We start from the raw sequence: 15,617 nt of genomic DNA, 5'->3' as shown, positions 1-15,617 counted from the left end.
CGCGCGGGAGCGCTGGTAGCGCTCCCGCGCGGTCTGGTGTTCAGTGCGTGCCCGGGAGGGCGGGCCGGGTCAGGGCTTGTAGACCTCGCTGAGCTTGGACGTCCACTTGCCGCCGTCGACCTGGTAGGCGGTCATCATGGTGTTGGTGGTGTCGCCGAACTCGTCGAAGGAGACGGGGCCGGTGACGCCGTCGAACTTGACCTTGCTCATGGCTTCGAGGACCTTGACGCGGGCGTTGTCGGGGAGCTTGCCGTTGTTGTCGGCGACGGCGATCTTGACGGCTTCGATGATCGACCAGGTGGCGTCGTAGGTGCCGCCGCCGTAGGCCTCGTAGGCGTCCTTGTATCCGGCTGTCTTGTAGTCCGTGATGAACTTCTTGGCGGAGTCGAGTTCCTCGACGGGCTTGCCGACGGAGGTGGCGATGTCGCCCTGGGCCTTCTTGTTGAGCTTGATGAAGTCGGCGCTGTACATGCCGTCGCCGCCCATGAGGGGGATCTTGACGCTGTCCTTGAGCTGCTGGCTCAAGGGTGCGCCGGCGGGGTACTCGCCGCCGTAGTAGACGGCTTTGGCGCCGGACTTCTTGACCTTGGTGACGACGGCGTTGAAGTCGCGGTCGTCGGGGTTGACGTGGTCGGTGCCGACGATCTTGCCGCCGAGGGTGGTGAAGGTCGCCTTGAAGGAGGCGGCGAGGCCGGCGCCGTAGGGCTTCTGGTCGTCGATGAGGTAGACCTGCTTGATCTTCGCGTTGTTGAAGAGGTACTTCGCTGCGAAGGCGCCCTGGATCTGGTCCGTGGTGGCGGTGCGGAAGTAGGTCTTGTAGGGGCGCTTCTTGTCGCCGGTCTTCCAGTTCTCGCCCTGGGTGAGTTCGGTGCCCGTGTTGGCGGGGGAGACCTGGGTGAGGGAGGCGTCGTTGAGCGGCTTCTGCATCGACTGGGAGACGCCGGAGTTCAGCGGGCCGACGACGCCGACGACGGTGGCGTCGTCGATGAACTTCTGGGCGTTCTGCTGGCCGACGGAGGGCTGTGCCTGGTCGTCGAGCGGCTTGACCTCGAACTTGATGCCGGGGACGGTCTTTTCCTTGTTCGCCGTCTTGGCGGCGAGGTCCGCGGAGTTCTTGATGCCGAGGCCGAGGGCGGACAGGTCGCCCGTGATGGGCGCGTCGACGCCGATGACGACGGTCTGGGTGTCGCCGCTGCTGCTCTTGTTGCTGTCGTCGCGCGACCCGCAGGCGGTGAGTGTCAGTGCTCCGGTGGTGAGCACTGTGGTGAGGATGAGCAAAGAACGGTGTCGCACGAAAGGTCCTTTCCCTGGCGCGGCCTCCTCTGCTTGAGGTGCCGTGTCGTTCGCCGGGCCGTACTGGTTGGTACAGGGCCGTGCTGCAGACGCGCCCGGCGGCGCGGTGACTGGCGGTGACTCTAGGCGCAGGTGTGGGGGTCAGGGATGGGTCCGCCGCAGGATGTGACTGTCTTGTTATGCCCTTGAGCAAGGCTTGAGGTGGCTGTGCCGACATGTACGGTTTTTTGCCGGTCGGGTGGAGTGACCGGATGGTGAGAACGTGCAGCTCTGCTAAGGGGCTTGGGTGGATCTTGCTGCTGTCGCGCGGTGGGGGCGGGGAGGGGGGCGTGTGGGCGTGACGAGGTGCCCGGCGGCGGTGGGGCCGGGTTCGGGGTGTTGCGTGGGGCTGTTTGCACATGATGTGTTTGTTACACAGTGTTACATTCGGGTCGGTGTGGTCGACGCGGTGTGGTGTGCGGGAAGTGCTGAGTGGGCCATACAACGGAGTGTGCGGTCAAGGGTGTTGACCGGTTGGGTTGTTCAACTGTGGTGTGTGCGTGGGTTGTTGTGGGTGGAAATGGCTCTGCCCGGCCGGATGGTGGTCCGGCCGGGCAGTGGTGCGGTGCGGGTGGTGCGGGTGGTGCGGTGTGTTCCGGTTGGTCAGGCGGCGTCGGGCCGGGGTGCGTCGCGGAGCAGGCAGGTGAGTCGGGCGGTGCAGACCCGCTTGTCGTGTTCGTCGGTGATGACGATCTCGTAGGTGGCGGTGGAGCGGCCGCGGTGTACGGGGGTGGCGACGCCGGTGACGAGGCCGCTTCGTACCCCTCGGTGATGGGTGCAGTTCAGGTCGACGCCGACGGCGAGCTTGGTGGCGCCGCCGTGGAGCATGGAGCCGATCGAGCCGAGGGTCTCGGCGAGGACGGCTGAGGCGCCGCCGTGGAGCAGTCCGTAGGGCTGGGTGTTTCCCTCGACGGGCATGGTGCCGACGACGCGGTCCGCGGAGGCTTCGACGATCGTGACGCCCATGCGCTCGCCGAGGTGGCCGGCGGAGAAGAGGGCGGGCAGGTCGACGCCGAGTGCGGCGTACTCGTCGATGATCTCCTGGGGGAACTTGGGTGTGGTGTGCTCGCCCATGGGGTCCGGCTCCGATCGTCTGCGGTGGTTCACCGTCTTGTTGCTGTACGCATTGTTCTTATCAGACGACTGAGCGAACGCTTAGGGCCTGTCCGGCCCTGATCCGCAGGGCAGGCCCTGGTGGGTTGTGGGTACGGATCATTCCTGGCCGGTCTGCCCCTGGACGTTCTCGAAGCGCACGACGACGGACTTGCTGGCGGGGGTGTTGCTGATGTCGGCCGTGGAGCCGAGGGGGACCAGCACGTTGGTCTCCGGGTAGTAGGCGGCGGCGCAGCCCCGGGCTGTCGGGTAGTGCACGACGCGGAAGCCGGGGGCGCGGCGTTCGACGCCGTCCTTCCACTCACTGACCAGGTCGGTGTAGGTGCCGTCGGCCAGGCCGAGTGCGTGGGCGTCTTCGGGGTTGACCAGGACGATGCGGCGGCCGCCCTTGATTCCGCGGTAGCGGTCGTCGAGGCCGTAGATGGTGGTGTTGTACTGGTCGTGGGAGCGCAGGGTCTGCAACAGCAGCCTGCCTTCGGGGAGTTCGGGGTACTCGACGGGTGCGGCGGTGAAGTTGGCCCTGCCGGTCGTGGTGGGGAAGCGGCGTTCGTCGCGGGGGCCGTGGGGGAGGGTGAAGCCGCCGGGCCGGGCGACGCGGGCGTTGTAGTTCTCGAAGCCGGGGACGACGCGGGAGATGCGGTCGCGGATCGTCGCGTAGTCCTTCTCGAACTCCTCCCAGGGGGTGGTCGATCCGGGGCCGAGGACGGCGCGGGCGAGGCGGGCGACGATGGCGGGCTCGGAGAGCAGATGGGGGCCGGCCGGGGTGAGGTTGCCGCGCGAGGCGTGGACCATGCTCATGGAGTCCTCGACGGTGACGAACTGCTTGCCGCTCGCCTGGACGTCCTTGTCGGTGCGGCCCAGTGTCGGCAGGATCAGCGCGCGGGTGCCGGTCACGGCGTGCGAGCGGTTGAGCTTGGTGGAGACGTGGACGGTGAGGCGGGCGCGGCGCATCGCGGCCTCGGTGACGTCGGTGTCGGGGGTGGCCGCGACGAAGTTTCCACCCATGGCGAAGAAGACCTTGGCATCGCCGTCGCGCAGGGCCTCGATGGAGCGGACGACGTCGTAGCCGTGGTGGCGCGGCGAGGTGATCCCGAATTCCTTGTCGAGGGCGTCGAGGAAGGCGGGGGAGGGGCGCTCGAAGATGCCCATGGTGCGGTCGCCCTGGACGTTGGAGTGGCCGCGGACGGGGCAGACTCCGGCGCCCGGGCGGCCGATATTGCCGCGCAGCAGGAGGAAGTTGACCACTTCGCGGATGGTCGGCACGGAGTGCTTGTGCTGGGTGAGGCCCATGGCCCAGCACACGATGGTGCGCTTGGAGGCGAGGACCATCGCGAGGGCCTCTTCGATGGCGCCGCGGTCGAGGCCGGTGGCGGCGAGGGTCTGCTGCCAGTCGGCTTCGCGGGCCGCGGTCGCGAACTCCTCGTAGCCGTGGGTGTGTTCTCGTACGAAGTCTTCGTCGACGGCGCCCTCGGTCTCCAGGATCATTTTGTTGAGGAGCCGGAAGAGGGCCTGGTCGCCGCCGATACGGATCTGCAGGAAGAGATCGTTGAGCGCGGCGCCCCTGACCATGCCGAGCGGGGTCTGCGGGTTCTTGAACCGCTCCAGGCCGGCCTCGGGCAGCGGATTCACCGAAATGATCTTCGCGCCCGCCGACTTCGCCTTCTCCAGGGCGGAGAGCATCCGGGGGTGGTTCGTGCCGGGATTCTGTCCGGCGACGATGATCAGGTCGGCCTGGTGGAGGTCTTCCAGGGAGACGCTGCCCTTGCCGATGCCGATGGTCTCCACGAGGGCCGAGCCGGAGGACTCGTGGCACATGTTGGAGCAGTCGGGGAGGTTGTTGGTGCCGAATTCGCGGGCGAACAGCTGGAGCAGGAACGCCGCCTCGTTGCTGGTGCGCCCGGAGGTGTAGAAGAGGGCCTCGTCGGGGGAGTCGAGCGCGCCCAGCTCCTCGGCGATGATGCCGAAGGCGCGCTCCCAGGTCACCGTCTCGTACCGCTCGGCGCCCTCGGGGAGGTACATGGGCTGGGTGATCCGGCCCTGCTGGCCCAGCCAGTACCCGCTGCGCGAGGCAAGATCGGCGACCGGGTGGGCGGCGAAGAAGTCGGGGGTGACACGGCGCAGCGTCGCCTCCTCGGCGACGGCCTTGGCGCCGTTCTCGCAGAATTCCGCGGTGTGCCGCTTGTCGCCCTCGGGCCAGGCGCAGCCCGGGCAGTCGAAGCCGTTCTTCTGGTTGACCTTGAGGAGGGTCTGCGCGGTGCGCCGCAGTCCCATCTGCTGCTGGGCGATGAGCAGACTGTGGGCCACGGCCGGCAGTCCGGCGGCGGCGTGCTGCGCGGGTTCGACCTGCGGTGCGTCCTGGACCGGGTCACCTGTGGGCGGCTTCGTGGCCATGGTGCGCTCCTCTTCGAGGCGGTGCCGATGCGCGTGCGCGCGGTGCGCTTACGTATCGGTGCGGTACGTGTTCCTCGCGCGATCCTGCCACGCGGCCGGGGCGGAGGGTCCGGGAGTCATGCGCGGTCGGGATTGTCAGTGGTCCGTGGCAGGATCGGGGGCGTGGCTGAGACGGCATCGAAGAAGACGGCAGACAACCGACCGCGCCTGCTCCTGATGGACGGGCACTCCCTGGCGTACCGGGCGTTCTTTGCGCTGCCTGCGGAGAATTTCACGACAGGGTCGGGGCAGCCGACGAACGCGGTGTACGGCTTCGCCTCGATGCTGGCGAACACACTGCGTGACGAGGCGCCGACGCATTTCGCGGTGGCGTTCGACGTCTCGCGCAAGACCTGGCGCTCGGACGAGTTCCCGGAGTACAAGGCGAACCGCTCGAAGACGCCGGACGAGTTCAAGGGCCAGGTGGAGCTGATCGGCGAGCTGCTCGACGCGATGCACGCCGACCGTTTCGCGATCGACGGTTTCGAGGCCGACGACGTCATCGCCACGCTGGCCACGCAGGCCGAGGCGGCCGGCTTCGAGGTGCTGATCGTCACCGGTGACCGGGATTCGTTCCAGCTGATCACGGACAACGTCACCGTGCTGTATCCGACGAAGGGCGTCTCGGAGCTGACGCGCTTCACCCCGGCGAAGGTCGAGGAGAAGTACGGGCTCACGCCGCGGCAGTACCCGGACTTCGCGGCGCTGCGCGGTGACCCGTCGGACAACCTTCCGGGCATCCCCGGCGTCGGTGAGAAGACCGCCGCGAAGTGGATCAACCAGTTCGGTTCGTTCGACGAGCTGGTGGAGCGCGCGGAGGAGGTCAAGGGCAAGGCCGGTCAGAATTTCCGGGATCACCTGGACGCGGTGCGGCTGAACCGCAGGCTGACCGAGATGGTCCGCGACGTGGAGCTGCCGAAGACCCCGCAGGACCTGGAGCGCGCGCCGTACGACCGCACCGCGGTGACCGGTGTGCTCGACGTCCTGGAGATCCGTAACCCGAGCCTGCGCGAGCGGCTGCTGGCCGTCGACCCGGGCGCGGCCGAGGACGAGACCCCGGCGCCCGCCGCGGGCATCGAGCTGGACGGCGCGGTGCTGGGCGCGGGCGAGCTGGCGCCGTGGCTCGCCGAGCACGGCGGGCAGCCGCTCGGCGTCGCCACCGTCGACACGTGGGCGCTGGGCACGGGCACGGTCACCGAGATCGCGCTCGCCGCGGCCGGCGGGGCGGCGGCCTGGTTCGACCCCGCGGAGCTCGACGAGGGCGACGAGCAGGCGTTCGCCGCCTGGATCGCCGACGCGGAGCGGCCGAAGGTCATGCACAACGCGAAGAGCGCCATGCGGGTCTTCCCGGAGCACGGCTGGCAGGTCGACGGCGTCACGATGGACACCGCGCTGGCCGCCTATCTGGTCAAGCCGGGCCGCCGTTCCTTCGCGCTGGACGCACTGGCGGTGGAGTACCTGGGCCGGGAGCTGGCCCCCGCGGCGGCGTCCGACGGGCAGCTGGCCTTCGGCGCGGACGACCAGGCCGAGGCCGACGCCCTGATGACGCAGGCCCGCGCGGTCCTGGACCTGGGGGACGCCTTCACCGCCCGGCTCGCCGAGGTCGGCGCGGCCGAGCTGCTGCATGACATGGAGCTGCCGACGTCCGTCCTGCTGGCCCGCCTGGAGCGGCATGGTATCGCCGCGGACCGGGACCATCTGGAAGGCATGGAGCAGCAGTTCGCCGGTGCGGTGCAGCAGGCGGTGAAGGAAGCGCACGCCGCGGTCGGCCGCGAGTTCAACCTCGGTTCGCCCAAGCAGCTCCAGGAAGTCCTCTTCGGCGAGCTGGGCCTGCCCAGGACGAAGAAGACGAAGACCGGATACACGACGGACGCCGACGCCCTGGCCTGGCTCGCCGCCCAGACCGAGCACGAGCTGCCGGTCATCATGCTGCGCCACCGCGAACAGGCGAAGCTGCGGGTCACCGTCGAGGGCCTGATCAAGACGATCGCGGCCGACGGCCGTATCCACACCACGTTCAACCAGACGGTGGCGGCGACCGGCCGGCTCTCCTCCACCGACCCCAACCTGCAGAACATCCCGGTCCGTACGGACGAGGGCCGGGCCATCCGCCGGGGCTTCGTCGTCGGTGAAGGCTTCGAAACGCTGATGACGGCCGACTACAGCCAGATCGAACTGCGGGTGATGGCCCACCTCTCCGAGGACGCCGGCCTCATCGAGGCGTTCACCTCCGGCGAGGACCTGCACACGACGGTCGCCTCGCAGGTCTTCGGCGTCGACAAGTCGGCCGTCGACCCGGAGATGCGCCGCAAGATCAAGGCCATGAGCTACGGACTTGCGTACGGGCTCTCCGCGTTCGGCCTCTCTCAGCAGCTGAGCATCGAGGCGGGCGAGGCGCGCGGCCTGATGGACACCTACTTCGAGCGGTTCGGCGGAGTGCGTGACTATCTGCACCGTGTGGTGGAGGAGGCCAGGGCCACCGGCTACACGGAGACGGTCTTCGGCCGCCGCCGCTACCTCCCCGACCTCAACAGCGACAACCGCCAACGCCGTGAAATGGCCGAGCGGATGGCGCTCAACGCACCGATCCAGGGCACGGCGGCGGACATCGTCAAGGTCGCCATGCTCCATGTCGACCGGGCGCTGACCGAGGCGAAGCTGAAGTCCCGGATGCTGCTCCAGGTCCACGACGAAATCGTGCTGGAGATCGCCGAGGGCGAGCGCGCGCGGGTGGAGGAGATCCTCCGCCACGAGATGTCCACGGCCGTGCAGTTGCGCGCCCCGCTCGATGTCTCGGTCGGTGTCGGCACGGACTGGGAGTCCGCGGCGCACTGACCCGGCGGCGCCGGACGGGCCCGGGTTTTTCGGGGACTCCCGGGAATCAGGCCCGTCCGGCGACCGGGGGCACGGACGCCCGCGGTCGCCGCAGCCGCATCCACGCCCCGTACAGCACCAGGCCCACCGCCGCCCCCGCCCCGGCGCCGAAGCAGGCGGTCGGGATGATGTCCAGCGGGGTGTCGATGTGCCCGACGTACGCGTACCAGCGCGCGCACCGGTGTACGACACCGAGCAGTACGCACACGCTCAGCAGCGCTCCCACCGACCACCGCCCCCGACGGCTCAGCACGGGCACGGACGGCGGGGCCGGGCACGCCCCCGTCCGCCGCAGCCCCGACGCCGTGAACCGGGCGAGCACGGCCAGTGCCACGGCTGAACTGCCGTACTGCACCAGCTGGAACACGGGATGTCCCGCCACGCTCCCGTCGAGCACCGGCACCAGCCGCACACCCCACCGGTCGTGATGGGTGAAGGCGTCCCAGACGACATGGGTGGCCGCCCCGATGACCGCCGACAGCGCGAACCACCCACCGTCCCGGACACCCCACGCCCCCCGCCCGGGTGCGCGCCGGCCCCGTACGAACGTGTGCACCCGGCCCTGCCAGGCCCCGGGCAGCAGCGCCACCAACGGTTCGCGCAGCAGCAGCCACAGCGCCACCACGACCCCGGTGATCAGCACATCGACCGTGCACACGCCCCACACCGAATGGGTGACCTGCCCGAACTCCATGGCTCCAGGGATCGCGGTATCCGCGTAGTACGTCATGTCGGGCGCGAACGAGCCCGCGACGAGGGCCGAGGCGAGGAGCGGGCCACGCGCCGTTCCGTTGCGCCGCATCCCCGGGAGCACGGCGGCGGCATGACTGAGGGTGAACGGCATGGCGGCAAGTATGCGCGAGCCCCCGTCGCCCGCCCGACGACGGCCGTACAACTTGCTGTCGAGAACGTGAAAAACAGGCAAGAACCGGTCAGTGCACGGTGTTCCGGCGGCACAAGTTGCCGTAGGGTCGCCTGAGTCCAGGCGCTGGGGAGCGCGGACAGTCGTCGATGGGGAGGGGCCAGAGGTATGGCAGCGCAGTTCGGTCGGCGGCTTCGCAAGGGGGCGACCACCACCGCCGTGGCCGCCGTCGCCGTTGCGGCGCTCTCCGCCTCCGGGGCCCCCGGCATACCGCTGGCCGGCGGCAGCGGCGACCCGCAGTCCACCGGAACGACACCTCCGCCCGACGGCGCGGCCACCGGCAACTCGCCGTACTACACGGAGCTGCCCCCGCTGATCACGCCCGACAAGCCGGGAACGTCCACGAATCTTCCCGTCACCGGCAGCGCGGAATCCGGTATCCCGGCGTCGATCCTGGCCGCGTACAAGAAGGCCGAGCAGAGCCTCGCGAGCAGCGACGCCGCCTGCCGGCTGCCGTGGCAGCTGCTCGCCGCGATCGGCAAGGTCGAGTCCGGCCATGCGCGCGGCGGCCGGGTCGACGCGAACGGCACCACGTTCTCCCCGATCCTCGGCCCGGTCCTCGACGGCCGGGGTTTCGCCCTGATCAAGGACACCGACAACGGGGCGTACGACGGGGACGCGACGCACGACCGCGCCGTCGGCCCGATGCAGTTCATCCCGTCCACCTGGGCGACCTGGGGCCAGGACGGCAACGGTGACGGCCGCAAGGACCCCAACAACATCTACGACGCGGCGCTCGCCGCCGGACACTACCTCTGCGCCGGCTCCCGCGACCTGTCCATCGCCACGGATCTCGACCGGGCGGTCCTGAGCTACAACCACTCGGACGCCTACCTCCGTACGGTCCGCTCCTGGTTCGAGTACTACAAGCGCGGCACCCACGAGATCCCCGACGGCACCGGCGTGGTCCCGCCCGGCCTCGGCGGTACGGACGCGAGGCCCGGCAGCCCGAGTCCCTCCCCCTCGCCGTCCGGATCCGCCGAGCCCGGGCCGAAGCCGAGCCCGGCCCCCTCGAAGCCGGGCGGCGGCACCACGACCGGCCCGACCCCCGAACCCACGCCCACCCCCACCCCCACGCCCACGCCGTCCCAGACCCTCGCGGGCGTGGAGAACGCCGGCACCGGCACGCTGACCGCCACCGCGGGCCACACGTTCACCGAGCGGATCAAGGTGCGGGCCAGGAACAGCCTCGGCGGCCCGCTCGCCAGGGTGTCCGTGACCTTCACCATCGCCGGTGACACGGACGCCGCCTTCGACGGCGGGAAGAAGGCGGCCACCCTCCTCACCACGGCCGACGGCACGGTCACCGCACCGGTGCTGAAGGCGGGCGAGAAGACGGGGAAGTTCACGGTGCGGGCCATCGCCACCGGCCGCTCCCTGCCCCCCGTCACCTACGGCGCGACCGTCACCGCCCGTCGTGCCGACGCGATCGCCAGGACCGACGACAAGGCCCTGACCGCCGCGCCCGGCGCCGAGTTCGCCGACACCGTCGAGGTCAAGGCCACCTACAAGGACGCGATCGCCGACGGTGTCGCCGTCACCGCCACCATGATCACCGACGCGGCGGAGCCCGCCGAGAACGACAAGGGCCCGTACTTCAAGGACGCGGACGGCAAGACCGTCCGCACCCTCACGAATCTGAGGACCGGCGCCGACGGCACCCTGAAGCTCCCGAAGATCTACGCCGACGGCACCGCGGGCACCTACAAGCTGCGCCTCACCACCGAGGGCGGCGCCGTGATCGTCATCGAGCTGGAGGTCGAGGTCCCGCCGGCCCCGGAGACATCACCGACCCCGGAGGCACCGCAGAGCCCGGAGCCCCCCGCCGCCTGATCAGCCCGGCCGCACGTCCCGGCAGCCCCTCCGCCACCACCCGGCAGAGGGGCTGTTCCACGTCTTCTGATCCCGCGCCCGGTGTTCTCATCTCGCGCCCGCGTTGCTACGGTGCCCCAACCCTGACGACCCATCAGATATGTGCTCTCCGGGAGGACCGGCATGCGTGCCCTCGTCGCCGCCGCCATCGGGCTGGCCGCAGCCCTCGCGCTCGTCTTCACCATCGGCGCGATCGGCGCCCCGCCCGGAGAGACCTCGCCCAAACCTCTGCTGACCACCGTCCCGGGCCCCAAGAACCAGTAACCGGAAGAAGCAACAGAAGCTGAGGGAGGGCACCACCACCATGCGCCGCCGAGCCAGCCTCGTACTCCTGGCCTTCGCCGTCTTCTTCGCCGCCATGTCGCCCCTGATGCGCTGGTACGCCTTCCCCAGGCTCGCGAAGATCCCGCCCAGTCAGTACCAGGAAACGGTGCTGGAGGCGAAGCCCGCCACCCTCCTCGACTACAACGACAACATGAAGGTCAAACGGGTCCCCAAGGTCACCATCGTGCAGACCCTCAAAGGCAACGTGGAGGAGTCCGAGAAGATCGAGCGCAGCGCCGGCCGCGACGTCGTCGTCTGGGACGCCCTCAGCTACGTGGTCGGTCCGGACGGCAAGATGGTTTCCGAGATCCCCGAGCGCTACATCTTCGACGCGCACAGCCAGGCCCCCGTCCACGCCACCGGGGAATCCGTCGACGGCGACCCGGTCAGGCGCGAGGGCATCGAGTTCAAGTGGCCCTTCCTCACCGAGAAGCGCGACTACGAGTACTTCGACGCGCAGGCCCGCACCAGCTCGCCCATCCACTACAAGGGCACCCGCACCTTCCACGGCATGGACGTCTACTACTTCGAGCAGACCATCCCGTGGACCAAGGTCCCGATGCCGAAGAAGATGCCCATCAAGGGCATCACCCCGGAACAGATCGCCAAGACGGGCATGACCCGCTGGTACACCACCAAGCGGATGTTCTGGGTGGACCCGGTCACCGGAGCGCCCGTCAACGGCGAGGAGATCCACAAGGAGGAGCTGCGCAACGCCAAGGCGATGGGCCTGCCCCAGGACACCGTCACCGTGTTCGCCGGGCACGTGAAGATGCGCGCGGACTACGTCGATTCGATCGTCGCCCTGGTCAAGTCCCAGCGCCTGCTGGTCCTGCTGCTCACCTCGTACCTGCCCTGGGGCTTCCTCGCCCTCGGCACGGTCCTGCTCGCACTCGCCCTGTGGCTGGAGGCACGCTCCCGTCGCCCGGACGGCGAACTGCCCGACGGGACGACGGCACCCACCCCCGACCCGCAACCTGCACCCGCCTGAGCCGGGCCCTCTTCCCACCCCCGCCTGAGCCGCGCCCCGGAGGGCCCGGCAGTAGGCTTCGCGGCGTCGCGGGGCTGGGGCACGCGCCTCGCGGCGTTGGCGTCGATCACCAACGCTCCTTCCCCAAGCTCTCGGCTGCGCTCGAGCAGGGGAGACCCCATCCGACTCACTCCTCCGCCTTGCGATGCACGCACCCCGGCCCCGCTCCTTCACCCGCGCCGCCTACCGCCGGGCCCTCTTCGTGAACCGGGTCGCCTCCACCGTCGTGGGGTCCTCCGGCCACGGATGTTTCGGATACCGGCCGCGCAGCTCCGCCCGCACGGCCCGGTAGCCCTCCCGCCAGAACGACGCCAGGTCCGCGGTGACCGCCGCGGGACGGCCGGCGGGGGAGAGGAGATGGACCAGGACCGGCACCCCGGCCACCCGCGGCGTCTCCCGCAGGCCGAACAGCTCCTGAAGCTTCACCGCGAGTACGGGCTGCGCCCCGCCGTACTCCACCCTGATACGGGAACCGCTCGGCACCTCGATCCGCTCAGGCGCCAGCTCGTCCAGCCGGGCCGCCTCGCCGGTCGCCCACGGCAGCAGCCGCCGCAGCGCCTGCCCCGCGTCGATCCGCGCCAGGTCGCAACGGCGCCGGGCCCGCGACAGTTCGGGCTCCAGCCACTCCCCGGTACGGTCCAGCAGCGCACCGTCCGACACCTCCGGCCAGGGCTCCCCCAGCTCCCGGTGCAGAAAGGCGAGCCGCTCGCGCAACTGCCCGGTGTCCCGCGTCCAGCGCAGCAGCCCGAGCCCCTCGCGCCGCAGACCCTCGACCAGCGCCTCGCGCACCAGCTCCGGCGCCGGCTGCTTCAGCGGGCGCGCCGACAGCTCGACGGCACCCAGCCGCTCCACCCGGCGGGCCACCACATCGCCGCCCGCCCAGTGGACCTCCTCGCCCGCGAACCGCAGCTGCCCGGCGGCCGCCCGCGCCGTGCCCTCGTCGACGACGGCGGCGAGCCGCACCCGCGCGGACGCGGCATGGGCGGGCCGGTCGGCGACCGCGACCGCCAGCCACGGCGCGCTGCGCAGCCCCGACCCGTCCCGCAGTTCCGCCCCCGTCCCCGACACCATCAGGAACGCCCCCTCGCCCCGCGCCCGCGCCACCCGCTCCGGGAACGCCAGCGCGGCCACCAGACCGACGGCGGCGTCGTCCGGACCGGAACCCCCACCCACGTCCTCGACCGACGACGACAGCCGCCGGACCTCCTGCCGCCACCGCGCCGCATACCCGTCCCGGCCCCGCCGGGCGGTACGCAGCGCCACCGCCAGATCGTCGCCGTACTCCCGCGGCGGCTCCTCGCTCAGCAGCGCCACCACCTCGGCCGCCCGCCGCCCGCCCACCTCGGCGGCGCCGTCCAGCAGGGCCCGCGCCAGCCGCGGATGCAGGCCCAGCCGGGACATCCGCACACCCCGGCCGGTGACCCGCCCCGCCGCGTCCACCGCGCCGACCGCCGTCAGCACCTCGCGCGCCGCGCCCATCGCGCCCGCGGGCGGCGGATCGAGCAGCGCCAGCCGCGATGCGTCCGGATCGCCCCAGCAGGCCGCCTGCAACGCGAACGCCGCCAGATCCGCGACCTTGATCTCCGGGGACGGGAACCGCGCCAGCCGCCCGTCCTCCGCCTGCTCCCAGCACCGGTACACCGTCCCCGGCGCCTCACGCCCGGCCCGCCCCGCCCGCTGCCTGCCCGCCGCCTGCGAGGCCCGTACGGTCGTCAGCGCGCTCAGCCCCCGCGCATGATCGGTGCGCGGCTCCCTGGCCAGCCCCGAGTCGACCACGACCCGCACCCCGGGCACCGTCAGGGACGACTCCGCCACCGACGTCGCCAGCACCACCCGCCGCCCGCCGGACGACCCGGCCAGCACCGCGTCCTGCACCGCCGCCGGAGCCCGCCCGTGCACCTGGAGCACCTCGGCCGCCACCCCCGCCAGCTGCCCCGCCACCCGGCCGATCTCGCCGACACCGGGCAGGAAACACAGCACGTCGCCGTCCCGCTCGGCGAGCGCCCGGCGCACCGTCGCCGCGACATGCGTCAACAGCGCCGGATCGACCCGCATCCCGTGCGGCGGCCGCACCGGCCCGGCGGGCGGCGCCCACACCACCTCCACCGGATGCGAAACACCCTGCGCCTCCACCACGGGGGCGTCGCCCAGCAGCCGCGCCCAGCCCTGCGCATCCGTCGTCGCGGACGCGGCGACCAACCGCAGATCGGGCCGGATCGCCTCCCGCACGTCAAGGAGGAACGCGGCGACCGTGTCCGCGTCCAGATGCCGCTCATGGCACTCGTCGATGATCACCGCATCGACCCCGGCCAGCTCCTGGTCGCGCTGCAGCCGCTGGAGCAGCACCCCGGTGGTCACCACCTCCACCACCGTGTCCGGCCCCACCACCCGCTCCCCGCGGACCGTGAACCCCACCCGCCCGCCGACCTGCTCCCCGACGAGCCACGCCATCCGCCGCGCCGCCGCCCGCGCCGCGATCCGCCGCGGCTCGGCGACCACCACCCTGCGCGCCGGGCCGCCCCCGGCCGGACCGGCCAGGCCGGCCAGGACCAGGGGTACGAGGGTGGTCTTGCCGGTGCCGGGCGGCGCGCACAGCACCGCGACACCGCGGTCCTCCAGCGCCCGCTCCAGGGCGGGCACAGCGGTGCGTACGGGCAACTGGTCCAGGGCGTCGGTACGGATCACGCCCCCAGTCTCGTACGACACGCCTCCGCTCCCGTACCCCGAGGCCCATCCCGGCCACGAGACCGTTTTCCGGCCCCGGGACCGGCCCCCGGCGTCAGTCCCGTACGCAGACGAAGATCGCCGTGCCCGGGATCAGATTCCCGCGCAGCGGGGACCAGCCGCCCCACTCCTGGTGGTTCCAGGCGGGCCACTCCGGTTCGACGAGATCGACGAGCCGGAATCCGCCGGCCACCACGTCCCGCACCCGGTCGCCCAGCGTCCGGTGGTGCTCGACGTAGACCGCGTCGCCCCGCTCGTCCTGCTCGACGTAGGGGGTGCGGTCGAAGTACGAGGCGGCGACCGAGAGACCCTCGGGCCCCGGCTCGTCCGGGAACGCCCAGCGGACCGGATGCGTCACCGAGAAGACCCAGCGGCCCCCGGGGCGCAGTACCCGGTGCACCTCGCGGAACACCTGCACGGGGTCGGCGACGAACGGCACGGCGCCGTAGGCGGAGCACGCCAGGTCGAAGGAGGCGTCCTGGAACGGCAGCGCCCCCGCGTCCGCCTCCACCAGCGGGACCTCGTCGCCGATCCGCAGGGCGTGCTGCAACTGTCGGTGCGAGAGGTCCAGGGCCACCGGACGGGCCCCCTGGGCGGCGAGCCAGCGCGAGCACTGCGCGGCGCCCGCCCCGATCTCCAGGACGTCCAGGCCCTTCAGCGACCCGGCGGGGCCGAGCAGAGCGGCCTCGGCCTCGTCGAGCCCCTCCGGACCCCAGACGAAACGGTCGTCGCCGAGAAAGGAGCCGTGGTCGCTCTGGTACTCGTCGGCGTTCCGGTCCCACCAGCCGCGACTGGCCCGGCTGCTCTCGGCCTGCGACGCGCTGCGGCGTGTCGCTTCGGGCTCGGCCGGGTGGTTCTCTTGGCTCATCGTGTCCGTCGTTGTAGTTTGCCTTCACCCCGCCGCACGCGGTACGTAACCAGGGGTGTCTGTCCTTACGGCTCCGTGCTCACGCAATTGTCTCCCGGCGCCGATGTGGCCTCGGAGAACACGAATTG

10 protein-coding genes are annotated in these 15,617 nt (G+C 71.2%); 4 read left to right on the top strand and 6 right to left on the bottom strand.

Going from position 1 to position 15,617, the window contains the following annotated elements; all coding sequences use genetic code 11:
* Window positions 1–69 precede the first annotated feature (69 nt).
* The 3 genes from OG936_RS07450 to OG936_RS07440 all read right to left on the bottom strand — a co-directional run bounded on the left by OG936_RS07450 (window position 70) and on the right by OG936_RS07440 (window position 4,836).
* Window positions 70–1,278: a branched-chain amino acid ABC transporter substrate-binding protein gene (locus tag OG936_RS07450; RefSeq protein WP_406500347.1), complete on the bottom strand. Its 1,209-nt coding sequence runs from the start codon at window positions 1,276–1,278 to the stop codon at window positions 70–72.
* Between the two features lie 657 nt (window positions 1,279–1,935).
* A complete protein-coding gene (locus tag OG936_RS07445) occupies window positions 1,936–2,406 on the bottom strand; it encodes a PaaI family thioesterase (protein ID WP_383750027.1) in 471 nt (156 codons plus the stop codon).
* Between the two features lie 138 nt (window positions 2,407–2,544).
* Window positions 2,545–4,836: an FdhF/YdeP family oxidoreductase gene (locus OG936_RS07440; RefSeq protein ID WP_406493374.1), complete on the bottom strand. Its 2,292-nt coding sequence runs from the start codon at window positions 4,834–4,836 to the stop codon at window positions 2,545–2,547.
* A 162-nt stretch (window positions 4,837–4,998) separates the two neighbouring features.
* On the opposite strand from OG936_RS07440, the gene polA reads away from it, so the two are divergent.
* Window positions 4,999–7,710 carry a DNA polymerase I gene (polA, locus tag OG936_RS07435; RefSeq protein WP_406493373.1) on the top strand — a complete coding sequence of 904 codons (2,712 nt, stop codon included), beginning with the start codon at window positions 4,999–5,001 and terminating at the stop codon, window positions 7,708–7,710.
* A 46-nt stretch (window positions 7,711–7,756) separates the two neighbouring features.
* Here the strand turns inward: polA and OG936_RS07430 are convergent, their stop codons facing one another.
* Window positions 7,757–8,593 carry a DUF4184 family protein gene (locus OG936_RS07430; protein WP_383750018.1) on the bottom strand — a complete coding sequence of 279 codons (837 nt, stop codon included), beginning with the start codon at window positions 8,591–8,593 and terminating at the stop codon, window positions 7,757–7,759.
* Window positions 8,594–8,779: 186 nt separating this feature from the next.
* Here OG936_RS07430 and OG936_RS07425 point away from each other — a divergent pair, with 186 nt between their 5' ends.
* The 3 genes from OG936_RS07425 (at window position 8,780) to OG936_RS07415 (ending at window position 11,858) form a co-directional block, all read left to right on the top strand.
* Window positions 8,780–10,504, top strand: a complete 1,725-nt coding sequence (locus OG936_RS07425) for a lytic transglycosylase domain-containing protein (protein WP_406493372.1) — start codon at window positions 8,780–8,782, stop codon at window positions 10,502–10,504.
* Window positions 10,505–10,666: 162 nt separating this feature from the next.
* Window positions 10,667–10,807 carry an SPW_0924 family protein gene (locus OG936_RS07420; protein WP_383750014.1) on the top strand — a complete coding sequence of 47 codons (141 nt, stop codon included), beginning with the start codon at window positions 10,667–10,669 and terminating at the stop codon, window positions 10,805–10,807.
* Between the two features lie 40 nt (window positions 10,808–10,847).
* Entirely contained in the window at window positions 10,848–11,858 is a 1,011-nt protein-coding gene (locus OG936_RS07415) for a DUF3068 domain-containing protein (RefSeq protein WP_406493370.1), read from the top strand.
* Between the two features lie 222 nt (window positions 11,859–12,080).
* Here the strand turns inward: OG936_RS07415 and hrpB are convergent, their stop codons facing one another.
* Window positions 12,081–14,582, bottom strand: a complete 2,502-nt coding sequence (hrpB, locus tag OG936_RS07410) for an ATP-dependent helicase HrpB (protein ID WP_406500346.1) — start codon at window positions 14,580–14,582, stop codon at window positions 12,081–12,083.
* A 94-nt stretch (window positions 14,583–14,676) separates the two neighbouring features.
* A complete protein-coding gene (locus OG936_RS07405) occupies window positions 14,677–15,489 on the bottom strand; it encodes a class I SAM-dependent methyltransferase (RefSeq protein WP_406493368.1) in 813 nt (270 codons plus the stop codon).
* Window positions 15,490–15,617: the final 128 nt, after the last annotated feature.

This window comes from Streptomyces sp. NBC_00846, from assembly GCF_045207325.1.
Taxonomy (GTDB): domain Bacteria; phylum Actinomycetota; class Actinomycetes; order Streptomycetales; family Streptomycetaceae; genus Streptomyces.
The sequence above is the reverse complement of the archived record's forward strand: the minus strand, read 5'-3'. Positions and strand labels throughout refer to the sequence as shown.